Raw genomic sequence first — 24,660 nt, forward strand, 5'->3', positions numbered from 1 at the left:
CTGCACCCCTGCCAGGAGAGAACCCCGATGTTGCCCGCCCGCCACCACCGCCCCCCCTGTCGTTCGATCGCTCCGCTGTCGCTGGCCATCGCCGGCGTGCTGCTGTCGGTCGCCGTTCCTGCCTTCGCCCAGGAGAGCAAGGACAAGGCCACCGACCTGGCCCGCATCGAGGTCACCGGCTCCAACATCCGCCGCACCGACGTTGAAACCGCCTCGCCGGTGCAGGTGATCAGCAAGCAGGACATCCAGAACATGGGTGCGCGCACGCTGCTGCAGGTGCTCGACAACCTGCCGGCCGCCCGCCCGGCGCAGCAGGACGCGCGTTCGCTGTTCACCGGTTCCGACGGTGCTTCGCAGGCCAACCTGCGTGGCTTGGGCGCGCAGGGCACCCTGGTGCTGCTGAATGGTCGTCGCCTGTCGTACTACGGTGCACCGGCCGGCTTCCAGACCCAGTTCGTCAACATCGACGCGATCCCGGCTGCGGCCATCGAACGCATGGAAGTGCTGACCGACGGCGCTTCGGCGGTGTACGGCACCGACGCGGTGGCCGGCGTGATCAACGTGATCACCAAGCGCAACTTCCAGGGCGCCGAGGTCAGCTTCACCAACGACACCTCCTCGCGCATCGACTCCTACGGCGAGCGCCAGGCCAGCATCACCGCCGGCTTCGGTGACCTGGCCGAGAACCGCTTCAACATCTACGGTGCGGTCAACATGTACCGCCGCGACGCGATTCCGCTGAGCGATTTCTACGACAAGCGGCCCGACCAGTACTACGTCAACAATCCGAACTACCTCAACAACCTGCGCCTGGGCGTGGGCAGCAAGCCGGGTGAATTCAATCCGGGCACTTACTTCGCCTTCGATCCGGTCACCGGCCGCCGCGTGCAGGAAGCCGCGCCGGGCTGCAGGAACGTGCTGACCAGTGAAGCGGCCGGCCCGCGTTGCGTCTGGGAAACCTGGATGAACAACGAGATCGACGCCGGTGCCAAGTCCGAGCGCAACACCGCCTACCTCAACGGCACTTTCCTGGTGGGTGACAGCACCGAGATCTTCGCCGAGGCGACCTACACCGACATCGACCTGCGCGCCAACGGCGGCACGCCGCGCACCTACGGCACCACCACCGGCAACCCGACCAGCTGGTTCTCGCGCAATACCGGCAACACCGTCAACCAGTTCCTGTACCCGTTCCTGGGCCCCAACAACGAATACAACCATGCCAGTCCGCAGTTGAAGGCGATGATGGGCGGGGTGGTCGGCCTGAACTACCTGCTGCAGGATGCCGGCCCGAACTACTTCGGCCAGCGCAACACCGACAAGAGCTACCGCGTGCTGGCCGGTGCGCGTGGCAACCGAGGTGACTGGAACTGGGAGACCGCCTTCGCCAGCGCCGGTACCCACTCCACCACCTACCAGACGATCAACGTCAACACCAAGGGCTTCGAGAAGGCGTTCGGGCCGTACACGATCGATCCGGGTACCGGTCGGGTGATCATTTCCGACCACCCGGCGTACAAGTTCGGCGAGATCAGCGAAGCCAACGCCGCATTGATCCGTGAAGCGTTCCCGACCTTCGACATCCAGTCGTGGACCCGCCTGCATACCCTGGACGGCAAGATCGAAGGACCGCTGTTCCAGCTGCCGGCCGGTGAGATGCGCGCCGCGTTCGGCTTCAACGCCAGCCGCGAGACCTTCTACACCCCGGGTAATGCGGATGCGGCCAACGGCCTGATCACCCAGCAGGGTGGCTCGTGGTTCGATGGCAAGCGCAACACTTACGCGCTGTTCGCCGAGACCGTGGCGCCGATCACCGACAAGCTGGAAGTGGATGCGGCGGTGCGCGTGGACAAGTACCCGAACTTCAGTGCCAACGTGGCGCCGAAGATCGGCTTCAAGTACCAGGCCTTCGACCAGCTGATGCTGCGCGGCACCTATTCCACCGGCTTCCGCGCACCGAGCCTGGCCGAGTCCGGCAATGGCGGCGTGTTCGCACAGCTCGGTGGCTTCCGTGATGAACTGCGCTGCGGCGAGACCAACGCCATCGCCAACCTGCTGCTGAAGTCGCAGCGGCCCGGTGACGTCGACCTCGGCAAGAACCTGCTGAACGTCGACTGCAGCCGCACCGTGGCGCGCATGACCCAGCCGAACAAGGACCTGAAGCCGGAAAAGGCCAAGATCGCCACCCTCGGCTTCGTATACGAGCCAGCAACCTGGCTGTCGGTGTCGGCCGACTACTGGTTCATCTACCGTGACAATGAAATCGTCGCGCCGGACTACCGCCGCATGGAAGACATCATCTCGATGTCGCGCTCGCCGATCACCGACAGCGACCGTGCCAATCTTGCCCAGTTGGCGGCGATGTGCGCCGACCCGGCCAGCGGCGTGAGCTGCCCGGCCACCCTGCCGGGCTACTCCGCCGGCAACGTGGCCAGCGTGGTCGGCCAGTACAAGAACCGCGGCAAGACGCTGATCGACGGATTCGACATCGACGCGCGCAGCCGCTTCTCGCTGGGCGACTGGGGCAACCTGAACATCGGCCTGGCCGCCACCATCGCCAACCGCAACCGCTTCTACATGGACGCGGAGAACGGCTGGTACTACGGCGACGTGGTGGGCTACTACAACAACCCGCGCCTGCGTGCCACGCTCAATGCAGACTGGACCTACAAGCAGGTGACCACCAGCATGTTCGTCAACTACGTGGGCGGCACCAAGTGGGCCACCGACCAGATCGACGAAGAGAGCAACAACAAGGAAACCTGCACCGGCGGCTACCTGGCCCTGCAGAAGAGCAAGTGCGATGGTGCACCGTCGTGGTGGACCGCCAACATGAGCGTCACCTGGCGCCCGGATGACGCGTGGAACCTGAGCTTCACCGTCAAGAACCTGTTCAACCGCCTGCCGTTCTACGATCCGAACAGCTTCCTGGGTGACTCCAGTGACTACGCCACCATCTTCGGTCGTGGTTACAGTGTGACCATCGGCTACCGATTCAAGTAATTCCGTTTGCGTGACCCGGCGGGCCGGCTACGGCCGGCTCGCTGCCAAGAGGAGAGATGTCTGCCATGAAGCGTAGGGAATTCATCGCGGCCAGTGCCGCTGTCGCCGCCAGCAGCCTGCTGCCGCAGACCCCGGCATGGGCACGCGGGCGCAAGGTGCGCCTGGCCATGATCGGCACCGGGATGCGTGGGCTGGTGCTGCTGAAGGAGCTGGTGCGCCGCGACGATGTCGAGGTGGTCGCGTTGTGCGACATCGAGCCGATCATGCTCGGCCGCGCCATGGACATGGTGGCCAAGGCCGGCAAGCCGGCCCCGAAGACCTACGGCCAGGATCGCGACACCAATGCCTGGAAGCGCCTGTTGGATCAGAAGGGCATCGATGGCGTGATCATCGCCACGCCGTGGGAGTACCACGCGCCGATGGCGATTGCCGCGATGCAGGCCGGCGTGGCCGTGGGCTGCGAAGTAGTGGCCGGCATCACCCTGCAGGACCACTGGGACGTGTTGAAGACCCAGCTGAGCACCGGTACCCCGTACATGCTGCTGGAGAACGTCTGCTACCGCCGCGACGTGATGGCGGCGTTGCAGATGGTGCGCCAGGGCCTGTTCGGCGAGCTGGTGCACCTGCAGGCCGGCTACCAGCACGACCTGCGCGGCGTGAAGTTCAATTCCGGCGACCCCAACCAGCCCTACGACAGCGGCGTGGAGTTCGGGCCCAAGGGCTGGAGCGAAGCCCGCTGGCGCACCGAGCATTCGGTGGAGCGCAACGGCGAGCTGTACCCCAGCCACGGCATCGGCCCGTGCGCGATGTACACCGGCATCAACCGTGGCAACCGCTTCACTCACATCAATGCCTTCGCGACCAAGGCACGCGGCCTGCACGAATACACCGTGGCCAAGAGTGGCGGCACCACCCACCCCAGCACCAAGGTGAAGTTCAAGCTCGGCGACATCGTCACCACCACGCTGGCCTGCGAGAACGGCGAGACCATCCTGCTGCAGCACGACACCTCGCTGCCGCGCCCGTACTCGATGGGCTTCCGCGTGCAGGGCACCAAGGGTCTGTGGATGGACGTGAACCATTCGATCCACATCGAAGGCCGCAGCCCGCCGCACCAGTGGGAGGAGTTCAAGAAGTACCAGGACGAGTACGAGCACCCGCTGTGGAAGCAGAATGCCGATACCGCCGCCAGCGCCGGCCACGGTGGCATGGACTGGTTCGTCATCCACGCGTTTGTCGAGGCGCTGAAGGCCAAGGCACCGATGCCGATCGACATCTACGATGCGGTGACCTGGAGTGCGATCACGCCGCTGAGCGAGCAGTCGATCGCCAATAGTTTCCAGACGCTGGAGTTCCCGGACTTTACCGCTGGCGCGTGGAAGCAGCGCAAGCCGATCTTCGCGTTCGATGGCAGGTACTGATCTGTACAGCAACGGCAACGCCGGGCAATGCGCGGCGTCGCTGTCTGCATCGGTGCATTGGCACCCGTAGAGCCGAGCCCACGCTCGGCTGCCTTTCCCGCCGACCGCATTGAACTAGCGGCCCCACCACTGGCGGAGCCCCAGACCATGCCATGGCAGAAGATCGGCGAACTTCCTGACCAGCGATTCGTCGGCCCCTACGGCATCGAATTCTGGCGTATCCACAAAGGCCAGGTCTTCCACCAGGGCCGGCTGCTGCGCAAGGCCGACGCGGCCAGTTTCGAGTTCATCCCCGCACACTATTTCGTCGCGCGCAATGCGCCCGCCGTCTACCACGCCAGGACCCGCCTGCCCGCGATCGACCGCGACAGCTTCCGCCAGCGCGGTGGTTACTGGCGGGACAGGCGCAATACTGCGGCCGGTGCATAAAGCACTGCCTGCGTGGCGAGCTGCTGCAAACAATCCCGCAGGACCCGCTGTACGCCGTTGATGACAGCAACGTCTATTTCGATGGTAAGCCGCTGCTCGGGGGGGGGGGATAGCGCGCGCTGGCAGCTGCTGGATGGACACTTCTCGGGCGATGGCAGACGTACCCACTACCTGGAGCGGAAGCTGCCCCAGGTGGACGTGGCGCTGGCTGGAGGGGAGCTGGTCGCGGGATGCGACGCAGTTGTTCAACATGTATCTGGTCGAGAAGGACCCTGAGGTGCGGGCGCTGTATGGGTTTGAGTGACTGGGGCGCGCGCAGGCTCGCGCTGCCGATCAGCCATGGCGGTGTGCCGCGAGCGTAAGCGCTTGGCGGTGGGGCTCTGGGAGCCGGAGCCGGGGTGTTGCTGGGGGATACATCCTGCAGAGGGTCGAGGTCTGCAAGTGCAGACGGGAGCAGGGAAAGATGGCGCGCCCGGAGGGATTCGAACCCCCGACCAATGGCTTCGGAAGCCACTACTCTATCCGGCTGAGCTACGGGCGCGTTGTATACCGCCGCGCCCTCGGAACCTGCCGGGACGGGCATCAAGACACCCGGAAGGGGCCGTGAGGAGAGCATTCTATCTGGTTTCCCCGGATAAATCTCAACCCACCCGTCGTCAAGGCCGGGCTGGCCCGAATGGGGTTCAGGTCGTCTGCTAAAATTTCACCCCTGACTCAGCAGTTGAACGGAAAGAGCATGGACAAGCACGATAAGATTTTTGTCGCAGGACACCGAGGACTGGTGGGTGGGGCCGTGGTGCGCCGTTTGCAGGCGTTGGGCTACGACAACCTCTTGCTGGCAGGGCGCGAGCGTGTCGATCTCAGGGATCGCGCGTCGGTCGAAGCGCTCTTCGAGGCCGAGAAGCCGGCCATCGTCGTTCTGGCTGCAGCCAAGGTAGGCGGCATTCATGCAAACGATGCATATCCTGCCGAATTCCTGTTTGAGAACCTGCAGATCCAGAACAACGTGATCGACGCAGCGTACCGCCATGGTGCGAAGAAGCTGACTTTCCTCGGCTCGTCGTGCATCTACCCCAAGTTCGCCGAGCAGCCCATCCGTGAGGACTCGTTGCTGACGGGGGGGCTGGAGCCTACGAACGAATGGTATGCGATTGCAAAGATTGCGGGCATCAAGATGTGCCAGGCGTACCGCAAGCAGTATGGATTCAATGCAATCAGTCTGATGCCGACCAATCTTTATGGGCCGGGCGATAACTTTGATCTGCAGAACTCGCATGTGCTTCCGGCGCTGCTGCGAAAGTTCCACGAAGCCGCCGAACGCAATGACAGCGAGGTTGTCATGTGGGGTACGGGAACCCCCCGTCGGGAATTCCTCCATGTCGACGACATGGCAGCTGCAACGGTCTATCTGACTGAGACCTACGAAGGCTCGGACATCGTCAATGTTGGCGTCGGTGATGACATCAGCATTCGCGAGCTTGCGGAGCTGGTGAAGGACATCACCGGTTTCAAGGGCGAGATCCGCAATGACACCAGCAAGCCGGATGGCACACCGCGCAAACTGCTGGACGTCTCACGTTTGAATGGGTTGGGCTGGAAGGCTTCGATCCCGCTTCGGGAAGGCGTCGAGCAGACGTATCGCTGGTTCCTCGACAATCAAGGGCGCTTGCGCGCGGCTTGAGATCCTGGATGAAAGGGCCAGCGTTCGCTGGCCCTTCTCATTTGCGGGCGTATGCTTGGGTATTGGGGTGGATCGAGGCATCGGACAGAGCCTCATCTGCCGCTACCCAGCGGTACTCCGTGTGCTGCTCCTCCGGCAGAGCCATTCTCGTCGGATCCAGGCTGATGGAGTACGCCAACACCACGTAGTGCGTGCCTGCATCCGATGCGCCGGTAAAGTCTTCAGCGTAGAAGTGCTCATACGCTCCAACGAAGGTGGCTTCGCTGATATCCAGCGATTGCCCGAGCTCAGCCTCAGTCAGCCTGCGGAAGGCCTGGTTGAAGTTCTCACCTTTGCGGATGCGACCACCCGGAGCAAACCAGAATCCGCGTGCAGGATCATTGGTACGCAACCCAACAAGCATGCGTTGCCGTTGATCCATGACCAGAAGATCGATCGATACGAGAGGTGTGTCCCGAACCACGGCCTTGAAGTCAGCTGCATTCAAGTGACGTGGTGGAAGCTCGGTCAGACGGGTCATTTCGACTGCGCCGTCATAAGCTGGCGCGCAGCGTGCCAAATGAAGAGGGTGTTGGTGACGAAGTAGCGCTTCCAGAGCCGACGAGGCTCGCTCGCAAGCCTGTGCAGCCATTCGAGGCCATTGTTCTGCATCCAGAGCGGGGCCCGGGAGATAACACCCGCATGGTAGTCGAATGCCGCCCCGACACCGATCATCACGCCATTGATCCGGCCACGGTGCGCCGCCATCCACTTTTCCTGCTTCGGACAGCCGAGGCTGACCCAGACCGTGCCGGCGCCAGAGTCATTGATGTCGCGCACGATGGCAGCATCCTCTTCTTCGCTGAGTGCGCGGAAGGGCGGTGAGTGCGAGCCGGCAATGACCAAGCCAGGGAATCGCTTGGGCAGCTCGTCGCGGAGAATGCTCAAGGTCGTCTCAGCGCCACCATAGAGGTAGATGGACTCGCCGCGCTTGGCGGCTGCCTCGCAGTACTTGAGCATCAGGTCGGGACCATTGATGCGTTGCTGTCCGGAGGCCCCAAGACGTCTCATGAGCCAGGCCACCGGCGCACCATCGGGGGTTGCCATGTCGGCAGAGTTCACGGCTGCTGCGAACTCCTTGTCCTGACGTGCTGTGACGACGGAGTGGGCGTTGCAGATGCAGACTACGCGGCTTTCATGCGTGGACGCCCATGACTCGATGCGCTTCACTGCACAGGTCCAATCGAGGACGTCGATCGGAGAGCCCACGACCATTTTTAATTGTCTAGCGCTAGGATTCATTATTATCAGCCGCGTTTTCATTGATTGCCTGCTGGTATATTTCTTTCAGCATTGATTCGTTATGGTGCGGAGTATAGAGGTTCTCATATCGGGATCTTGCCTCTCTGCCCATGCGGACGAGCTCATCTGGATTGGCTTTTGCCCAAGCAATCTTCTCCGCCAGATCATCACTGTCGCCGGGCTCAAAGAAAATTCCTGTCACGCCATCAATCACGATGTCGCGAAATGCACCCACACGACTCGCAATAACGGGTAGGCCGCATGCATAGGCCTCTATTATGACGAGGCCGAAGGTTTCATGGCATTGGCTAGGGACAATAAGAGCCGCTGCGCGGCGCATCATGTCCTCGACACCCTGTGGCGATAGGGCGCCCGCAGTGGTCAGCCCCGAGGATGCACATGAGACAGCTTCTGGTCCGTCTCCGACTATCGTAAATTCACTTTTATGAGTGGCTTCGCAGGATACAAGCTTCTTGGCCGCAGCTAGAAGTGTATGGATCCCCTTTTCAGGGGAAAGTCTGCCGACAAATAGAAATCCACTTCTTGAAAGCTCTGGTGAGGGAGGGATATCGACGAAATGAGGTTTTGTTGTAATTTTGTCCCCAGAGATTCCCGCTGCAACGAAGTGCTCGCGTCCTGTTTCACTTGGTATGATGAATCGATCAACGAATCTCGCCCATGTCCCGATACGCCTGTGCATCGATATCATGCTGCATAGGACGAAAGTGCCAAGCAGTGATCCTTGAAAAACGCGGTGGCGCAATGCCCACCATGGGCCATTGTATATGCTTCTGGTTGACAGTTTTCCCGCGTGCTCCAGAGTGGAAGTGGGGCAAATAATCCTGTAGTTGTGCAGCGTCAGTACTACCGGCTTGCGCATTGAACGGCATGCATAGAACACTGACGGGGAAAGTATCGGGAAAAAATTGTGCACATGAACGACATCCGGATTGAACTCGGATATCATCCTTCGCAATTTTCTGTAGGAAGAAATAGAGAATAATGTGCCTATGGCTGTCTTTATCTTTCCTGCAGCGCCAGATATCGAATCGTTCGCGGCGATGTATATCTCAACTTCATGCCCGGATTCCCTGAGCAGGTTGAGCTCGCGCTCAACGACCACGTCTTCTCCACCACGCTTTCTGTAGGAGTTGTGAAGAATTAGGATCTTCATTTCTGACTTCGTAGTGGTGCTGAATTTAGACAGCTGATGATGCCGTCCGCGAAGTTGGCTGCCATGTTCTCAATCGTATAATGAAGGGCGCTCTTCTTGCATCCATTCACCAGATGATTGCGATAATTCGAATCCTGAAGCACGCGCACTGTTTCACGGACGAAGGAATGGATGTCATCATTAGTCATGACTCCATTTTCTCCGTTTTCTAGATAGGAAATCTCAGGGCTGTGAATCCCGCAGTCAGTCGTTATCATCGGGGTCTGGCAGACGAAAGAATCTAATATTCCCAGGCCGACGAGACCGGGGTTGAGCAATACCTTGGATTCAGCAAGTATCAAGGCCTTATTCTGGTCATCGACTGGTCCAACATAGCGAACCCAAGGATTGCGCCCGACAAAACTTTCGACTATCGATTTGTCTGGACCCGCTCCTGCAACAACCAGTCTAAACTCAGGAATTATCTCTTTGATTCTTACGGCAGCTTCAAAGAGGAATTCCAGTCGTTTCTCTTTATAGAGCGATCCGATGTAGGCAGCGGTGGGTGCCTCACATGCCATCTCGGTTGAGATAGCATTGTCAAGCTTTGCATCCAGAGCGGCCGTGTACTCCGTCGCTAGCGCGAGCGAGTCGATGGAATTCTCAACGATACTGATTCGATCAGCAGGGTAGCCGGTGGACAGGATAAGGCCTCGGCTCATCTCTGTGTATCCAAACCACCAATCAGCGCGCAAGGCGGTGCGTCGTTTGAAGATCTCTCGTATGGAATTCTTGCTCCCCTGGAGATTGGCGCCATGTCCCCACAGACCCACTCTCAGGTTGCTCATCGCATACTGCGCCCATAGATTTGCAATGAGCTTGTTTTCATGAGTTAGAATTACCAGGTCAGCATTCTTTGCCTGGGGCACAAACCACTGGAGGCAAAGTCGATCAGAGAGAAAATACTTGCACGGTACCTTTATTCCCCACGGAAGATCGGCGCCATCATCCTTGCTGGCTTCTCTGCGAGTGGGATTTCCGTAAACGAGAGTTAGCTTGATGTCACGAGCAGCTAATGCTCTACGCAGCTCCTCAAAGAAGGGTACGCGATAGTGCGTCAGCCGTCTCTGTACAATAACGACGTGCTTTGCATTGTTGGCCGCACTGGGCATGCCCAAATTCCTTTTCATGTGTTCCGGCTATATCGGTCGCGCAAAGAAATAATCAACAAATTCCCCGCCGAAGTAGAATGGCGAGTTATCCATTCTGAGCGACACGTAGTAGAAGCCCACTATGGCTAGAATGGAAAGGACGATAAATGCTCTGTTTGCGGCCAGCCACAGACAGATTAGAGTAACCCCGACCACGCGAATCAATTCGAAATAGAAATACATTCTCAGGAGCGCAAGGGGTTGCTGGGATGCACCAATGACGGTCAGGCTATACATTGCGACAAATGGGATGAAGAAGGATTTTACTAGCTTTCCCACCGACCTCGTGTTGAGAAGCGATGAGGCTCCTATGACGATTGCCGCATCGAGTACATACGTGAGAAGGCCAATTGCGCCGTCATTCTTGTCTCCAAACCTGTAAATCTCATCGCTGGTGGAGAAGTAATAGCCAAACCCAAGCAGTGCCAGTGAAGCTGCGCCGATCAAGCTTTTCCGTATAACGGAGTTCCGGATCAGCTTCACCTGGACGATGAATATAAGCACAAATGCGGGAATGATTGCGGAGTTGTGCGTCAGGACAGCCAGCATGGCCAGTGCCAGAGCGGGTCTCCGTCTCATTTTCATTTCCAGACATAGCGACCCAAGCAGGAACGCGATTGCGAGCTCTTGTCGGACGAGATGAGTGGTCAGGGTGAACGTGATGCCAATTGTGGAGGCACATATGATTGCAAGCGCAACATAGACGCCAGACAGTCGCGTGGCCGTTAAGGCGGCTGCAGTGCCGGTAACAAAATATGCGACTGATCCGTAGATGATCGCGGTGACAACAACAGCAAGTACCTCAGGCTGGGCACTGGTTGTAATGGATAAGATCCATGCAAGAACATGGTAGACCGGCTCGGTTAAGCGAGCCGAGACTCCCATATGTACTTGGCCGAAGTAGTCATAGATTGGAATGTCCTGCAGCAGCTGAAAGTGATACAAGTACCAGGACCAGTCACCGTCGGGTATCTTGTTCGAATTGATCCAGCCGAATAGGAAGGTAAAGAAAGCAGCGCATGCAATTGCGGGTGCGCGGCCAGGCTTGATTGTGCTTGCCGCGACCGAGAATATCAAAAGAAATAGAACCGGTGCCCAAATGAATATGGAGCCCAGCACCGCAAGCGAAGCTACGATGACGTAACGCCAAGTTTCCAAGGGTTGGTTGTGGGCTCGCATTCTATTGAGCTCCCGTATGTTTGCTAAGATCCATTGATTTTCTGATGCTGTTCAATCTACGCGCATAGGTAAAGGCAACAAATATCTCTGCCGCGGCCATTGAATAAAGTGCTGCTGGGGGGCCGGCCAAATTTGACAATGCAAGCCAGGAAAGGGCCATGATCGCAAGGGACAGGCCGTTTCCTGATGCAATGGCGCGGAATTCATGCAAAGCCAAGAGAGTAGTCGAGAATGCTGCGCGTGCACCGATTGCGCAAGTTATCAATCCCCAGCCGGCCAGGTAGGGAAGCGCGCCTCTGTAATCTGATGGGATCCAATGTTCTGGCACCACTAGTGACGCAATGAGTATGGTCACGCCATAAAGAAGTAGCGGAACTACGGAGATGACTACGACCTTGTTTCCGGATTCGATTGCAGACTGCTTGCTCTCTTCTCGTTTCTTGCTGGTTGTGCTCAATCCAACCTGCGATATTACTGGAATTATCTGGAATATCGGCATGAACAACAATCGGGCTGCGTTAACGTCCGCGATCGTGCTCATTCCAAGTGGGGCTAGAATGAGGCTGTGGGCCTGATTTCGGGCAGAGAAGAAGATGTTGCTCAAAATCCCCCATTTCCCGCCGCTCCACGAATCCCTCAGCGTGTGTATCAGTGTCGAGGGAGAAACTTGCGCTGCGTAAGCCAATTTGGTCGGCCTGCAGGCGAGCAGGCTGACGACTGTGGCGGCCGAGTATGTAAAGCCCGCCCACACCACTTTGCTGACTGAGGTCGGTGCGAGAACAATAAGTAAAATTGTCGTGAGCAGCAAAACTGCGCTCGATGCTGTAACTTTTGTGTTTGCTTCAGCAAAGACGAGGTATCGAACTACCAATTCCCTGCAACTCATTGCACACGCCATGCTCGCCGTGATCAGCACTGCAGGGACGTCCAGTTGCCAGTTGATTATGGAAAGGGCGGGAGCGGCAGTCGCACAGATGGCCGCAGCCCCCAGGGTTGCAGCGACAATTATGTAGATCAGAGAGAGGAGTTCAATTTCTCTCTCGGGAGTATTTCGACTTGGTAGGTTTACGACAAACTGGACGGTGAGGCCGGAGGAAATCATTCCGGCAGCTACCAGTGCTATGGAAAAGCACAGGCTATAAAGCCCAAAGCTCTCCTTGGCCGCGGCAAGCAAGAGCCAAGCCGAGACAAGCAAGCTCGACAAGCTTGAGCTTGCTTGACCCAGGAGCGCTGCGAACACGGTCCGCGATCTTGAAAGTAGTTGGACTAATTTCTGCTTCATCTGCAGGCGGTCGTGAACTCGGCGGCTAGGGTGGCTTGAGTATCCCCAATGCTCCTCCATAGCCGCGAGCTATTGCGGAGATAAAGCGGATCGCTGTGACGGCGGTGCCTTTAACTCCCCTTGCCGAGAGCAACTGGGAAGCCATGACTCCGAAGGAGCGCGTGTTGCCTTGCTGCGGTGAGATCGGACTGAACCATCTCCTTGACCATATCCTGCAGCGTGATCTGGGGTGTCCAGCCCAACTCGGCCTTTGCCAAGGAGGGATCCCCCAGCAGTGACTCGACCTCTGCTGGTCTGTAGTAGCGCGGATCTATGCAGACGATTGCATCTCCGACCTTGACGGACGGAGCGGCATCGCCCGTGATGGATCGGACAATCGCTCGTTCATTGACGCCTGTTCCCTCGAAACTAAGTTCGATTCCGAGTTCTTTACATGCCATCACTATGAACTCGCGAACGCTGTACTGCACCCCAGTGGCGATCACGAAGTCTCGAGGTTCGTCCTGCTGAAGCATCATCCACTGCATTCGGACGTAGTCCTTTGCATGACCCCAGTCCCGAAGTGCATCGAGATTGCCCATGTACAAGCAGCTTTCAAGCCCTTGAGCGATATTGGCCAGTCCGCGCGTGATCTTTCTGGTTACGAAAGTCTCGCCCCGGCGCGGGCTCTCATGATTGAACAGGATCCCGTTACAAGCGTACATTCCGTAGCTTTCACGGTAGTTGACAGTAATCCAATACGCGTAGAGCTTCGCAACGCCGTAAGGGCTGCGCGGATAAAAGGGAGTGGTCTCGCGCTGCGGCGTCTCCTGAACCAGCCCGTACAACTCAGAGGTAGAGGCTTGGTAGAAGCGCGTTCTGTCCGTCAATTTAAGGAATCGAATCGCTTCCAGGAGACGTAATGTGCCGATGGCGTCTACGTCAGCCGTATATTCGGGTGCTTCGAAGCTCACCGCGACGTGACTTTGTGCGCCCAGGTTATAGACTTCATCTGGCTGTACCTCGGCGAGAATTCTCGTCAGGTTGCTGGTGTCAGTGAGGTCGCCATAGTGGAGGTGGAATCTGGGGTTCGAATCATGAGGATCTTCATAGATGTGATCAACTCGCTGCGTATTGAAGAGGGACGCACGGCGCTTTATGCCATGAACCTCATAACCTTTATCGAGAAGCAGTTCCGCCAGATAAGAGCCATCCTGGCCAGTAACGCCGGTGATCAGTGCGCGTTTCGTCATTTCTTTCTTTCCCTGCAGTATGCGGTTTCTTCAGTCGGCCCCAAACAGGTCCCGGCTGTACACCTTGTTGGATACGTCGGCGATCAGTTCGGAGGCTCTGTTCGCAAGAATCAGATCCGCCTCCACTTTGAAGGCATTAAGATCCTTTACAACTCTGGATCCATAAAACGTTGAATCATCCAGCGTTGGCTCATAGACGATTACTTCAATTCCTTTTGCCTTAATGCGCTTCATTACACCCTGAATCGCGGAAGCTCTGAAGTTATCTGATCCTGATTTCATGACCAGGCGATAAATTCCTACAACTCTGGGTTTTAGGGAAATAACTTCATCGGCAATAAAATCTTTGCGCGTGCCATTTGACTCGACAATCGCACGGATGAGGTTCTGGGGAACATTCTGGTAGTTTGCCAGCAGTTGCTTCGTGTCCTTGGGCAAGCAATAACCCCCGTACCCAAAGGAAGGGTTGTTGTAATGATTCCCAATGCGAGGATCCAGGCTGACGCCTGCAATGATCTGTCGAGTGTCCAATTCGTGAGTGGCAGCGTACGTATCCAGCTCATTGAAGTAAGCGACACGCATTGCCAAGTAGGTGTTCGCAAAAAGCTTTATCGCCTCTGCTTCAGTTGAATCAGTGAACAGAGTGGGTGCGTCCTTGCTTATCGCTCCTTCTTTCAGCAAGTCTGCAAACACCCTCGCTCGATCAGATCGCTCACCCACGATAATCCGACTGGGATGGAGGTTGTCGTAAAGCGCCTTGCCTTCACGGAGGAACTCAGGGGAAAATATTATTCGATCCGTTTCAAAGCGTGCGCGAAGTTCTTTGGTGCATCCAACCGGAATGGTGGACTTGATCACCATGACGGCTTCAGGATTGATCCGCAGTACGTCCGCAATGACCGATTCCACCGAGCTTATGTCGAAGCAATGACTCTGCGTGTCGTAGTCGGTGGGGGTGGCGATCACAACATAATCGGCATTCGCGTATGCCTCTTGCTTGTCGGTAGTTGCAGTAAGGCTTAGGGTCCCCCTTGCCAAATACTCGCCAATCTCCCTGTCTTCCAGTGGAGTGCGTCCACTATTGATGAGCGCTACGCGTGCCGCGTCAATGTCAAGTGCGAGAACCTGATGATTCTGTGCCATTAGAACGGCATTGGAGAGGCCTACATAGCCAGTTCCGACAACAGCGATCTTCATTGCAAGTCCTTTTGTACCAGTTCAAACACAGTGGGTGGTGCAAGCGAGTCAGGCATATCTTCATTGTCAAATCGTTCTGAAGCCCGCAGTAGACGCCTCCCGGGATGGTATCGTCACCGGGTGAGAATGAAGGCATCTAGCTGATTCAGCTCAGATTGCGACCCGCAGCTCACACGCATCGCCAGCTACGTAGCATAGCAATTCTGCCGCTGCTCGAAGAGGGATCGGATCTCGGTAGCTTGTGGTGCCAATCTTCGCTTTGGCTAATCCGGAGCCTACAATCGCGGCCATCAGTTCGATTGGCGTTCAGAAATTGGTATGCTAATAGGCTTGGTCGGGCGAGGGCGCTAGCGCGTTGGAACTTCGTGAGGCCGCCAGACCATCGTTCTCGAACGGAAGTGGAAGCTATGAGGAGTCAAATGGAGTCCCGGGTAAGCAAGGATGACGAGATTGATCTGCGGGAAGTACTAGGTGCGGTGCTTGACCGTAAATGGCTCATCTTCGCAACCACGGCTTTCTTCATGGCTGCTGGACTGCTGTATGCCTTGCTCGCTCGACCGATCTACCAAGCGCAGTCATTGGTTCAGGTTGAGTCAAAAGTGCCAAGCATCCCGGGTCTCGCTGATCTTGCCTCGTTGGGCGGCAGTGGCAGTACCGCTGCTACCACCGAAGTTGCGCTCCTGACTTCGCGTTCGGTGATTGGCGCTGCAGTTGATCAACTCAATCTGGAAGTTCAGATTGAGCCGCGCCGTTTTCCCTTGCTAGGCAACTTCTTTGTGCGCCGTTACAAGCCACAGGAAGAGGGGGATGTATGCCCGCCGATGTTCGGCCTTGCCCGGTATGGCTGCGGCGGAGATGTGCTCGGTATCCATCGGTTGGAAGTCCCTGCGTCTCTGATCGACTCTACCCTGACTCTAAAAGTTGGAAGCACGGGTAAGGACTTCACGCTTCTGGACGAAGACGGTGAGATGCTGCTTCGTGGTCAGGTCGGTGTACCTGCAGAGGGCCGTGGAGTGAGGTTGGAGGTGGATGAATTGCGTGCGAATCCTGGCATGCAGTTTGAAGTGACCCGGTTGCGCCGCCTTGACGTCCTAGCGTCCCTGCAAAAAGAGCTGAAGGCTACCGAACAGGGCAAGGAGTCCGGCATCCTGAGACTTGTCTATCAGGACACCGACCCATCGCGGGCCGAGTCGTTCGTGCAGCGGGTCGCTGACGCATATGTCCGCCAGAATGTTGACCGTAGCTCCGCCGAAGCTGCCTCGCAGCTGCAGTTTGTTAAGGATCAGTTGCCTACGATCCGCCGCCAAGTGGAGCAGGCGCAGGCGGCGATGAGCGCCTACCAGTCGCAGTCTCGGTCGGTGGACATCACCATGCAGACCAAGGGTCTGCTGGAACAGGAAGTAGCGGTCGAAGCCAGCATCCAGCAGCTGCGCTTGAAGCAGGCCGAAATGGATCGGAGCTTCACGCGCGAGCACCCGGCCTACCGCGCGCTTATGCGTCAGATCGGCGATCTGGAAAGCCGCAAGGGCGGCTTCCAGAAGCAGGTGGGGGATCTACCTGAGACCCAGCAGGAGCTGCTGCGCCTGACCCGTGACCTGCAGGTCAGCAATGAGCTCTATACGGCGCTTTTGAACCAGGCGCAGCAGCTTGACGTGGCCCGTGCAGGCGCGGTCGGCAATGTGCGTATCGTCGATCCGGCCATCGTTGACATCGCCAACCCGGTTGCACCCCGCAAGGCCTTGATCGTCGCCATCGCCACACTCCTTGGTGCCTTCCTTTCGATTGCCTTCGTTTTCCTCCAGCGCATGCTCAACCCGGGCATCGAAGACCCGGCGGATATCGAAGCCCTGGGCCTGCCGGTCTACGCCGCGATCCCGCTCAGCGTGTCCAATACCCTGCCCAAGCTGCGCAAGGGCAAGCATGGTAAGCGCGTGGTAGCCGATGGACGTCAGCATCTGTTGGCGGTATCTGCACCGGCCGACCCGACCGTGGAAGCACTGCGCAGCCTGCGTACCAGCCTGCACTTCGCCATGCTGGAAGCGAAGAACAACATCCTGACCATCTCGGGCCCGCGCCCGGGCGTGGGCAAGACCTTCGTCTCCACCAATCTGGCCGCGGTCATCGCGCAGGCGGGTCAGCGTGTGCTGGTCATCGATGCCGACATGCGCAAGGGCACCCTGCACAAGATCCTGGGTGTCTCGCACCAGAAGGGCCTGTCAGATGTGCTGGGCGGCAAGCTCAGCGTCGACGACGCGATCCATCCGGTGTCCGGCCTGGACAACATGCACTACATGGTGCGTGGTGACATTCCGCCGAATCCGGCCGAACTGCTGATGCACCCGCGTTTCGCGCAGCTGCTGCAGGAGATGTCCGGCAAGTACGATCTGGTGATCGTCGATACCCCGCCGATCCTGGCCGTAACCGACCCGGCGCTGGTCGCCACTCATGCCGGCTCGAGCCTGCTGGTCACCCGTTTCGGCGTGAACCAGGCCAAGGAAATCGAGCTGACCCTGCAGCGCTTCGAGCAGAACGGCGTGCAGATCAAGGGCGCAATCTTCAACGCGGTCGAGAAACGTGCTACCGGCTATTACAGCTACGGCTATTACGAGTACAAGTCCGACGAGAAGGCCTGACCACTTCGCAGGGCAGGATATCGGGGCCCGGTGCGCGCAGGCGCATCGGGCCCTGTCGTTTCTGAGCCTCACCCCCAGCGCAGGAGTATCCTATCGCCATGGCTGATACCCCCCTCACTTCGCCGCAGTCGCCGGCGACGCCGCGTTGGCGGCATTACTGGAGTCTGATGCGCGCTGATCGCCCGATCGGCACGTTGCTGCTGCTGTGGCCCACCTGGTGGGCGTTATGGCTGGCTGCCGGCGGCCTGCCGCCGCTGTGGACCCTGTTCGTGTTCACCGCCGGCGTGTGGCTGACCCGCTCGGCCGGTTGCGTCATCAACGACTACGCCGACCGCTGGCTCGACCCGCATGTGGAGCGTACCAAGTCGCGTCCGCTGGCCACCGGCGCAATCAGCGGCCGTGCTGCGCTGGCGTTGTTCGCCGTGCTGATGCTCGTGGCGTTCGGCCTGGTGCTGACCCTGAACGGCCTGACCATCGGCCTGAGCTTCATCGGTGTGTTCCTGGCTGCCAGCTATCCGTACCTGAAGCGCTACACCCATCTGCCGCAGGTCTACCTGGGCATGTCGTTCGGCTGGGGCATCCCGATGGCGTTCGCCGCCGTGCAGGGCGAGGTGCCGATGCTGGGCTGGCTGCTGTATGCCGGCAACATCCTGTGGTCCACCGCCTACGACACCTGGTACGCCATGGTCGACCGCGAGGACGACCTGAAGATGGGCTCGCACTCCACCGCGATCCTGTTCGGTGATCTCGATCTGGTCATCCAGGGCGTGCTGTACGCGCTGTTCCTGGCCACCATGGCGCTGGTTGGCGTGCGCGGCGGGCTGGGTGGCTACTACCTGGCCGGCGTGGCCGTGGCCACCGCGCTGGTGGTGTACGAATTCTGGATCTGCCGCAACCGCGAGCGCGGCCCGTGTTTCAAGGCGTTCCTGCACAACAACTGGGTGGGTGCCGCGCTGTTTGCCGGCATCGCCGTGGACCTGGCGCTGCGTTGAACCTACGGTGGGGTAGAGCCGGCCGCTGGCCGGCTGCACCCGTTTGTGATTCCGAGGTTTCCGGCCAGCGGCCGGCACTACCCTTCTCCGCCACTACGACCAATAGGTGGCTGACAGCCCGCACCCCACCGCCCAGAATCGATCCATCGAATCTGGGAGGGTAGGCGATGGCCTCGACGGCAGCAGTACAGGACGGCTGGATGGCGCGCGCAGCGCTGCGCTCGGCCGCCTGGGCGGAAAAGTGGTTCCCCGACGCGTATGTGTTCGCGGTGCTGGGCGTGGTCATCGTCGCGCTGGCCGCGATGGGCTTCGGCTCGACCCCGCAGGCCACCGCCAGCGCCTTCGGTGACGGCTTCTGGAGCCTGATTCCCTTCACCATGCAGATGGCCTTCGTGGTCATCGGTGGCTACGCCGTGGCCACCGCGCCGGTGGTCGCTCGCTTCATCGATTTCCTGGCCCGGGTGCCGCGCACCGGGCGTGGTGCGGTGGTGTACGTGGGCCTGGTCAGCATGCTGGCCTCGCTGCTCAGCTGGGGGTTCTCGCTGGTGTTCGGCGGTCTGCTCGTGCGCGCGCTGGCACGCCGCACTGAACTGCGCATGGACTATCGCGCCGCCGGCGCCTCGGCCTACCTCGGCCTGGGGGCGGTGTGGGCGATGGGGCTGAGTTCGTCGGCCGCACAGCTGCAGGCCAACCCGGCCAGCATGCCGCCGGGCCTGGTGGAGATTACCGGCGTCCTGCCGTTTACCGAAACCATTTTCCTGTGGCAGTCGATCGCGCTGACTGCGGTGCTGATTCTGGTCTCGCTGCTGATCGCCTGGTTGACCGCGCCTGCGGCCGGCAGTGCGCGTACCGCCGAGGAGTTCCCCGGCGCCGCGCAGGCCGAGCCGGAGCCGCTGCAGCGGCGCACGCGCCCGGGCGAGTGGCTGGAATACAGCCCGCTGCTGACCGTGCTGCTCTCGTTGCTGGCGTTCGGCTGGCTGTTCAACGAGTTCGCCAACAAACCGGTGGTCACCGCCATCGCCAACCTCAACACCTACAACTTCCTGTTCATTTCGCTGGGCCTGCTGCTGCACTGGCGCCCGCGCAGCTTCCTCAACGCGGTGGCCAAGGCGGTGCCGAGCACCACCGGCGTACTGATCCAGTTCCCGATGTACGGCGGTATCGCGATGATCCTCACCCACGCCGCCGGCGGTGACGGGCAGACCTTGGCGCACCGGCTGTCGAGCCTGTTCGTGCACGTGGCCAGCACCGATTCGTTCGCGCTGGTGATGGGCGTCTATTCGGCGGTGCTGGGCTTCTTCGTGCCGTCTGGTGGCGGCAAGTGGATCATCGAGGCGCCCTACGTGATGCAGGCCGCCAACGAACTGAAGGCGCACCTGGGCTGGGCCGTGCAGGTCTACAACGCGGCCGAAGCGCTGCCGAACCTGATCAACCCGTTCTGGATGCTGCCGCTGCTGGGCGTGCTGGGCCTGAAGGCACGCGACATCGTGGGCTTCACCTTCATCCAGCTGCTGGTGCATATCCCGCTGGTGCTGGGCCTGCTGTGGCTGCTGGGGATGACGCTGGCGTACGTGCCGCCGGTGATGCCATGAATGCAGCGTTGGCTTCCCTGTGTGAGCCGGGAAAGCCAGCCTCGTTCAGCGCGTGTCTCCGGCTGCGAGCGCCATGAATGCGTGCAACGCCGATGACGGCATGAGCACATGCCGAACCCGCATGAATCCTTCAGGCGCTTGTGCCGCAAGAGGTTCCGCGCGTTCATTCACAGGCGTACACACGAATGTAGCCGGCCACCCACGTGTGATTAACCAATCGCTGCAGACGATGGTCCCGTCCACCGCATTCCGCGCGTGGCTTTGGAGATCGGACATGGCACAGCAGAACCAGAACCCGAACCAGAAGCAGCAGGGCCAGCAGAACCAGCAGGATCAGCAGCAGGGGCGCGGCCGCGACCAGCAGCAGCAACAGCAGCAGGAACAGCAGCAGCGCAACCAGCGCAACCAGCAGCAGGGTGGGCAGGACGAGGAAGAGTGACTTCGATGCCCCACCCTGGTAGCCCCCGAAGCCCCGCCCTGTGCGGGGCTTCGCTTATTCCAGCACGCCGATGCGCTGCAGCACCGGCGCCGCCGACATGTCGTTCGGATTGGTGCCCGGCTGATCCTGCGGCACGTCCATGCCCATGCCGCGGTAAAGATCGACCCAGTGCTGGGCGATCTGCCCGGTCTGCGGGTTGCGGAAGTTCATCGGCTGCAACGCGAACACATGGTGCGCACGGAATGCGCGCTCGATGAAGTCCGAGCAGTAGTAGCTGTCCTCGTTCAACACGTACGACGTGTTGTACGGTTTGCCCAGCATCGTGCGTGCGGTCGCGATCGCATCCTTGATGGCGGCCTGCTGCGGTGCCTGCAGGCGATAGACCACGATGTGCCGCTGCCTGGCGCGGGCGTCCTGGCGGAACTCGACCAGGGATTGCCGGCGCGATCCCTTCTCGTCGGCGTGCAGTACCTCCCACCCCTGCGACGCCGAGGCGACAAGGGCCACGTGGTCGAAGCTGGGGCCGTGCTGCTTGCCGGTGGCATCGTCGATGGCCGCGCTGAGGCCGCTGCGGCCGGCGGTGACGAACAGCAGGTCGCCTTCCCGGACCTCCAGTGCGGCCACAACACCAGGCCACAGCGTTGGCGCCAGCAGGGAGAGGGCAAGCAGGAATGCGCGCATGGGGGCCAGGGTCGAAGCATGTGCGGCGTAGTCTAACGGCTGCTGCGATGACGTTGATTTCAGTCCAAGTGTGATATGAGTCTCAATTCAGCATGTCGGGATATTCCTGACAGCGGATGTTGAAACTGAATCGACAGAGGCATGGCTATCCTTGCCTCCCTACCGCGCCGGAACCGCGCGCGACCGCCCGGAATCAGGAGGATCCCTTGAACCAGCTCCGCCCCGTTGCCCTGCTTGCGCTTGCCCTGGGGCTTGCGCTGTCGGGCTGCAAGCCTGCGCCCCAGGCTGCCATCACTGACGCCGCCGCACCGGCTCCGAGCAGCACGGCCGCCGCCACGACGCCGGCCACGCCGGTTGCCGCGGCCCCGGCAGACGCGTCTGCCAGCTGCCCCCATCCGGTCTTCGACGACTTCCTCAAGCATTTCGGCAACGAGATCGCGCTGCAGGAAACGTCCACTGCCGATCCGCTGCTGGACAGCCACATCGATGGCGACGCCGAGCCGGAGCCACGCAAGGTGGAGGAGAAGGTGCCGCTTGCCAAGGTCGAATGGCCGGTGATGCCGGACCCGGCCACGCTGCAACGCCAGGGCCGCGAGATGCAGGTCACCCGCCTGCCCGACGGCCAGGTACAGGTGCAGATGCGCACCCCCGATACCAGCGACCAGCAGATCTACACCTTTGCCCAGAAGCCGTGCTGGCAACTGGTCAAGCGTGAGGACGAATCGATCTGACCCCTGAGCGACCGCCTGCGGGCGGTCGTGTGATTCACCCAAGGAGCACCGCATGCGTCTGTCTCCCGTTGCCCCCGTGCTGGCCCTGATGCTTGCTGCCTGCAGCGGCCCTGAGGCGGCTGCACCGGCGGCGGCCCCCGCTTCTACTGACCCGGCAGCGTCGCCGGCCGCACCAGCGGCTGCCGTTGCGGACCTTCCCACCTCTCTTACGCGCGACGAGACCGGCATGCATATCGATTGCCAAGGCACCCGCCTGCACCTGGCGGCCCAGCCCACCCAAGACACGGACGCTTCCCGGCTGACCACGCTGGAAATCGAAAAGGACGGCGCACGCCAGGCCATTGCTGCGCCCAAGGAGATGGACGGCTATACCGCCGTTGGCCTGGCCTGCGTGCAGGACCGCAGCGGTACGCCGTACTTCGTCGTGCAGTACGGTGAACTGCCGTTCGGCTGCAGCTTCTGCGAGTGGTACTACCTGTACGACGCCAGTGGCCGCCAGTTGACCCACAGCACACCCCCGCTGCGCGGCGCGGAAGGCGAGGAGCAGGAGCCCAACAACGACGAGTACGAGACGTTGATCGACTCGCTCGGCATCAAGCACCCGGAGGTGAACTACATCGAAGACTGAGCGCAGCGGCAGGATGTCGCACGCGCGCTGTGAACGCAGCACCGCAGTACCGCAGTACCAGAAGTACCAGAAGTACCAGGAGCAGTACCCCTTAAGGAAATCCCCTTTTTCATAGAATGGATAGCACAGACATGGCAGACATCTACCAGGACATGGTCCAGCCCCGCGGGGCGGCCTACAGCAGTGACCGCATCAAACCGTGGAGCCACTACCGGGAGCCGATCGACCAGAGCGACGGCCGCCTGCATGGCAATTCCCGCCGGTGGGGCGATGCGACCCCGGAAGTACAGTCACGGGTGATCGACACGATCATCGAGTCGGCGCGCGAGAAGGGCCTGACCCCGCGCGAAACCGCGCACGTGCTGGCCATCGCCCGCGTTGAATCGGGCTTCAACCCCGATGCCGCCGCTGGCACCACCTCGGCCTCGGGCCTGGGCCAGTTCATCGACAAGACCGGCAACCACTACCACCTCAACAGCCGCAACCGCTTCGACGTCGGCGCACAGTCCGATGCACTGGTTGACCATTACATCGATAACCGCACGCTGGCGCACAAGCGCGGCCAGGGTGAGGAGTACATCTACAAGTACCACCACGACGGCCCGACCCGCGATTACGGCGGCCTCACCCTGTCTGAAAAGAAGGTGATGCCGTACGTGGACAAGTACGAGCGGTTCGTGGAGCAGCGCCTGGGCCTGACCCACGGCCAGTCCCATGGCAGCCACGCGGCCCCCGCCGCAGCTGCGGCCACCCACGCGCAGGCCAAGCCGGCAGCGGCGCATGCCGAAGGCCAGACCCGCACCTTCGAGCAGACGATGCAGGTGATGCTGCCCCCGCAGAACGGGGTCAAGCCGCACATTACCGGTGAGTTCGGCGAACACCGCGCGCACAAGCCGCACGGTGGCACCGACTTCAACTATGTCGGCGGCCAGCACGGCCGTAATCTGCAGCACCCGACCGTCAACGCGCCGATCTCCGGAACGGTGACGTTCGTCGGTGGCGACTACGGTACGGTGAAGATCAGGGATGCACAGGGCAACTCGCACGAGATCCTGCACCTGCAGTCGACCCAGGTGAAGGAAGGCCAGCCGATCAAGGCGGGCGAGCCGATCGGCACCATGGGCGGGCGTGGCCCGGGCGGTGCGGGTCAGTATGCCCAGCACGTGCATTACCAGTTGAAGGATCCGCACGGCAAGCTGCTCAGCCCGCAGGACTTCTGGGACCACGGCAAGCTGAAGGAAACCGGCAAGGGTGGCCATTCGCATGATGCCGACCACAACGGTGTGCTGCGCCAGGGGGCCAAGGGCGAGGAAGTGACTGCGCTGCAGAAGGAACTCAACCGCCTGGGCGTGCGCGACGGCCAAGGCAATCCGCTGAGCGAGGATGGCAAGTTCGGTGCCAATACCAGGGACGCACTGATCGCCTACCAGAAGCAGCACGGGCTCACCGCCGATGGCGTGGCGGGTCCGGCGACGCTGGGCAAGCTGGCCGAAGGCCGCAGCCATGCCGAGGCGGCGCCGAAGGGGCCGCAACTGGGCGACAAGGCGCATCCGGATACGCCGCTGCACAATGCGATCCGTGGCCACATGCCGGGCATGATCTGCAACGAGATGAGCGCGTATGTGACCGCCCAGGCCAAGGCCGCCGGCATCGATTCACCGGAGAAGCTGCAGGGCGTCACCGTGCAGGATGGCAAGGCCTTCGTCATCGGCACCGTTCCCGGCTTCCGTACTGCGGTGGACATGACCCAGACGGCACCGAGCCTGCAGGAGACCAGCGCTGCAATGCTGGCCAAGCATGAGCCTTCGCAGCAACACGTGCAGGACGAGCAGCAGCGCGTGGCCATGGGCCGCTGACCGCTGCGTGTGAAGAGGTGTGTGGTAAAGGAGGCCGGC

The 24,660-nt window shown here is 60.4% G+C and carries 20 protein-coding genes and 1 tRNA gene; 11 read left to right on the forward strand and 10 right to left on the reverse strand.

The features are described from left to right. Nucleotides 1–27 precede the first annotated feature (27 nt). The 3 genes from AC5P7R_RS13690 to AC5P7R_RS13700 all read left to right on the forward strand — a co-directional run bounded on the left by AC5P7R_RS13690 (nucleotide 28) and on the right by AC5P7R_RS13700 (nucleotide 4,853). Nucleotides 28–3,003, forward strand: coding sequence for a TonB-dependent receptor (locus AC5P7R_RS13690; protein WP_456115714.1), 2,976 nt, complete (start codon nucleotides 28–30; stop codon nucleotides 3,001–3,003). A gap of 65 nt (nucleotides 3,004–3,068) precedes the next feature. Next, the gene (locus AC5P7R_RS13695) at nucleotides 3,069–4,424 is read left to right on the forward strand and encodes a Gfo/Idh/MocA family protein (RefSeq protein WP_478436089.1); all 1,356 of its coding nucleotides are present in this window, start codon (nucleotides 3,069–3,071) and stop codon (nucleotides 4,422–4,424) included. A gap of 147 nt (nucleotides 4,425–4,571) precedes the next feature. Beyond that, nucleotides 4,572–4,853, forward strand: coding sequence for a hypothetical protein (locus AC5P7R_RS13700; RefSeq protein WP_459389871.1), 282 nt, complete (start codon nucleotides 4,572–4,574; stop codon nucleotides 4,851–4,853). Between the two features lie 464 nt (nucleotides 4,854–5,317). Here the strand turns inward: AC5P7R_RS13700 and AC5P7R_RS13705 are convergent. Then, nucleotides 5,318–5,394 (reverse strand) — tRNA-Arg (locus AC5P7R_RS13705). 195 nt (nucleotides 5,395–5,589) lie between these two features. Between AC5P7R_RS13705 and fcl the strand changes: the two genes are divergently transcribed. Further along, entirely contained in the window at nucleotides 5,590–6,534 is a 945-nt protein-coding gene (fcl, locus tag AC5P7R_RS13710; RefSeq protein ID WP_049400845.1) for a GDP-L-fucose synthase, read from the forward strand. Between the two features lie 37 nt (nucleotides 6,535–6,571). On the opposite strand, the gene AC5P7R_RS13715 is transcribed toward fcl, so the two are convergent. The 8 genes from AC5P7R_RS13715 to AC5P7R_RS13750 all read right to left on the reverse strand — a co-directional run bounded on the left by AC5P7R_RS13715 (nucleotide 6,572) and on the right by AC5P7R_RS13750 (nucleotide 15,069). Beyond that, nucleotides 6,572–7,054, reverse strand: coding sequence for a GDP-mannose mannosyl hydrolase (locus tag AC5P7R_RS13715; RefSeq protein WP_049400844.1), 483 nt, complete (start codon nucleotides 7,052–7,054; stop codon nucleotides 6,572–6,574). Beyond that, nucleotides 7,051–7,836 (reverse strand): WecB/TagA/CpsF family glycosyltransferase, encoded by a 786-nt coding sequence (locus tag AC5P7R_RS13720; protein WP_495213947.1) that lies wholly within the window; start codon nucleotides 7,834–7,836, stop codon nucleotides 7,051–7,053. The genes AC5P7R_RS13715 and AC5P7R_RS13720 overlap by 4 nt, the downstream gene beginning before the upstream one ends. Beyond that, complete coding sequence (locus AC5P7R_RS13725; RefSeq protein WP_478436087.1) at nucleotides 7,805–8,989, reverse strand: glycosyltransferase family 4 protein; 1,185 nt, start codon at nucleotides 8,987–8,989, stop codon at nucleotides 7,805–7,807. Before AC5P7R_RS13725 ends, AC5P7R_RS13720 begins: the two co-directional genes overlap by 32 nt. Next, a complete protein-coding gene (locus tag AC5P7R_RS13730) occupies nucleotides 8,986–10,140 on the reverse strand; it encodes a glycosyltransferase family 4 protein (protein ID WP_478436086.1) in 1,155 nt (384 codons plus the stop codon). Before AC5P7R_RS13730 ends, AC5P7R_RS13725 begins: the two co-directional genes overlap by 4 nt. A gap of 27 nt (nucleotides 10,141–10,167) precedes the next feature. After that, nucleotides 10,168–11,358: an EpsG family protein gene (locus tag AC5P7R_RS13735; RefSeq protein ID WP_478436085.1), complete on the reverse strand. Its 1,191-nt coding sequence runs from the start codon at nucleotides 11,356–11,358 to the stop codon at nucleotides 10,168–10,170. Between the two features lies 1 nt (nucleotide 11,359). Further along, nucleotides 11,360–12,562: a polysaccharide biosynthesis protein gene (locus AC5P7R_RS13740; RefSeq protein WP_478436084.1), complete on the reverse strand. Its 1,203-nt coding sequence runs from the start codon at nucleotides 12,560–12,562 to the stop codon at nucleotides 11,360–11,362. Nucleotides 12,563–12,750: 188 nt separating this feature from the next. After that, nucleotides 12,751–13,872 (reverse strand): GDP-mannose 4,6-dehydratase, encoded by a 1,122-nt coding sequence (gene gmd / locus AC5P7R_RS13745; protein WP_049435765.1) that lies wholly within the window; start codon nucleotides 13,870–13,872, stop codon nucleotides 12,751–12,753. A gap of 30 nt (nucleotides 13,873–13,902) precedes the next feature. Then, nucleotides 13,903–15,069: a nucleotide sugar dehydrogenase gene (locus AC5P7R_RS13750; RefSeq protein ID WP_478436083.1), complete on the reverse strand. Its 1,167-nt coding sequence runs from the start codon at nucleotides 15,067–15,069 to the stop codon at nucleotides 13,903–13,905. Between the two features lie 419 nt (nucleotides 15,070–15,488). Here AC5P7R_RS13750 and AC5P7R_RS13755 point away from each other — a divergent pair, with 419 nt between their 5' ends. The 4 genes from AC5P7R_RS13755 to AC5P7R_RS13770 all read left to right on the forward strand — a co-directional run bounded on the left by AC5P7R_RS13755 (nucleotide 15,489) and on the right by AC5P7R_RS13770 (nucleotide 20,725). After that, the gene (locus tag AC5P7R_RS13755) at nucleotides 15,489–17,702 is read left to right on the forward strand and encodes a polysaccharide biosynthesis tyrosine autokinase (RefSeq protein WP_478436082.1); all 2,214 of its coding nucleotides are present in this window, start codon (nucleotides 15,489–15,491) and stop codon (nucleotides 17,700–17,702) included. A 98-nt stretch (nucleotides 17,703–17,800) separates the two neighbouring features. After that, nucleotides 17,801–18,694, forward strand: a complete 894-nt coding sequence (ubiA, locus tag AC5P7R_RS13760) for a 4-hydroxybenzoate octaprenyltransferase (protein ID WP_478436081.1) — start codon at nucleotides 17,801–17,803, stop codon at nucleotides 18,692–18,694. A 167-nt stretch (nucleotides 18,695–18,861) separates the two neighbouring features. After that, the gene (locus AC5P7R_RS13765; protein ID WP_478436080.1) at nucleotides 18,862–20,286 is read left to right on the forward strand and encodes a short-chain fatty acid transporter; all 1,425 of its coding nucleotides are present in this window, start codon (nucleotides 18,862–18,864) and stop codon (nucleotides 20,284–20,286) included. Between the two features lie 274 nt (nucleotides 20,287–20,560). Next, the gene (locus tag AC5P7R_RS13770) at nucleotides 20,561–20,725 is read left to right on the forward strand and encodes a hypothetical protein (RefSeq protein WP_005414774.1); all 165 of its coding nucleotides are present in this window, start codon (nucleotides 20,561–20,563) and stop codon (nucleotides 20,723–20,725) included. A 54-nt stretch (nucleotides 20,726–20,779) separates the two neighbouring features. Here AC5P7R_RS13770 and AC5P7R_RS13775 read toward each other — a convergent pair whose 3' ends face one another. Next, a complete protein-coding gene (locus AC5P7R_RS13775; protein WP_171952518.1) occupies nucleotides 20,780–21,406 on the reverse strand; it encodes a YiiX/YebB-like N1pC/P60 family cysteine hydrolase in 627 nt (208 codons plus the stop codon). A gap of 206 nt (nucleotides 21,407–21,612) precedes the next feature. On the opposite strand from AC5P7R_RS13775, the gene AC5P7R_RS13780 reads away from it, so the two are divergent. The 3 genes from AC5P7R_RS13780 to AC5P7R_RS13790 all read left to right on the forward strand — a co-directional run bounded on the left by AC5P7R_RS13780 (nucleotide 21,613) and on the right by AC5P7R_RS13790 (nucleotide 24,621). Then, nucleotides 21,613–22,137 carry a hypothetical protein gene (locus AC5P7R_RS13780; protein WP_019661618.1) on the forward strand — a complete coding sequence of 175 codons (525 nt, stop codon included), beginning with the start codon at nucleotides 21,613–21,615 and terminating at the stop codon, nucleotides 22,135–22,137. 52 nt (nucleotides 22,138–22,189) lie between these two features. Next, nucleotides 22,190–22,765 (forward strand): hypothetical protein, encoded by a 576-nt coding sequence (locus AC5P7R_RS13785; RefSeq protein WP_229301578.1) that lies wholly within the window; start codon nucleotides 22,190–22,192, stop codon nucleotides 22,763–22,765. Nucleotides 22,766–22,896: 131 nt separating this feature from the next. Further along, complete coding sequence (locus AC5P7R_RS13790) at nucleotides 22,897–24,621, forward strand: peptidoglycan-binding protein (protein ID WP_227853752.1); 1,725 nt, start codon at nucleotides 22,897–22,899, stop codon at nucleotides 24,619–24,621. Nucleotides 24,622–24,660 lie beyond the last annotated feature (39 nt).

The sequence above is a fragment of the Stenotrophomonas sp. YJH_SMC_27 genome (assembly GCF_059369815.1).

Coding starts and splice junctions, on each gene's coding strand:
- AC5P7R_RS13735 (WP_478436085.1), bottom strand. CDS start 11,358: ATGCGAGCCCACAACCAACCCTTGGAAACTTGGCGTTACGTCATCGTA.
- AC5P7R_RS13755 (WP_478436082.1), top strand. CDS start 15,489: ATGGAGTCCCGGGTAAGCAAGGATGACGAGATTGATCTGCGGGAAGTA.
- AC5P7R_RS13700 (WP_459389871.1), top strand. CDS start 4,572: ATGCCATGGCAGAAGATCGGCGAACTTCCTGACCAGCGATTCGTCGGC.
- AC5P7R_RS13765 (WP_478436080.1), top strand. CDS start 18,862: ATGGCCTCGACGGCAGCAGTACAGGACGGCTGGATGGCGCGCGCAGCG.
- AC5P7R_RS13730 (WP_478436086.1), bottom strand. CDS start 10,140: ATGCCCAGTGCGGCCAACAATGCAAAGCACGTCGTTATTGTACAGAGA.
- AC5P7R_RS13750 (WP_478436083.1), bottom strand. CDS start 15,069: ATGAAGATCGCTGTTGTCGGAACTGGCTATGTAGGCCTCTCCAATGCC.
- AC5P7R_RS13790 (WP_227853752.1), top strand. CDS start 22,897: ATGGCAGACATCTACCAGGACATGGTCCAGCCCCGCGGGGCGGCCTAC.
- AC5P7R_RS13775 (WP_171952518.1), bottom strand. CDS start 21,406: ATGCGCGCATTCCTGCTTGCCCTCTCCCTGCTGGCGCCAACGCTGTGG.
- AC5P7R_RS13770 (WP_005414774.1), top strand. CDS start 20,561: ATGGCACAGCAGAACCAGAACCCGAACCAGAAGCAGCAGGGCCAGCAG.
- AC5P7R_RS13785 (WP_229301578.1), top strand. CDS start 22,190: ATGCGTCTGTCTCCCGTTGCCCCCGTGCTGGCCCTGATGCTTGCTGCC.
- AC5P7R_RS13690 (WP_456115714.1), top strand. CDS start 28: ATGTTGCCCGCCCGCCACCACCGCCCCCCCTGTCGTTCGATCGCTCCG.
- AC5P7R_RS13725 (WP_478436087.1), bottom strand. CDS start 8,989: ATGAAGATCCTAATTCTTCACAACTCCTACAGAAAGCGTGGTGGAGAA.
- ubiA (WP_478436081.1), top strand. CDS start 17,801: ATGGCTGATACCCCCCTCACTTCGCCGCAGTCGCCGGCGACGCCGCGT.
- gmd (WP_049435765.1), bottom strand. CDS start 13,872: ATGACGAAACGCGCACTGATCACCGGCGTTACTGGCCAGGATGGCTCT.
- AC5P7R_RS13715 (WP_049400844.1), bottom strand. CDS start 7,054: ATGACCCGTCTGACCGAGCTTCCACCACGTCACTTGAATGCAGCTGAC.
- AC5P7R_RS13720 (WP_495213947.1), bottom strand. CDS start 7,836: ATGAAAACGCGGCTGATAATAATGAATCCTAGCGCTAGACAATTAAAA.
- AC5P7R_RS13695 (WP_478436089.1), top strand. CDS start 3,069: ATGAAGCGTAGGGAATTCATCGCGGCCAGTGCCGCTGTCGCCGCCAGC.
- fcl (WP_049400845.1), top strand. CDS start 5,590: ATGGACAAGCACGATAAGATTTTTGTCGCAGGACACCGAGGACTGGTG.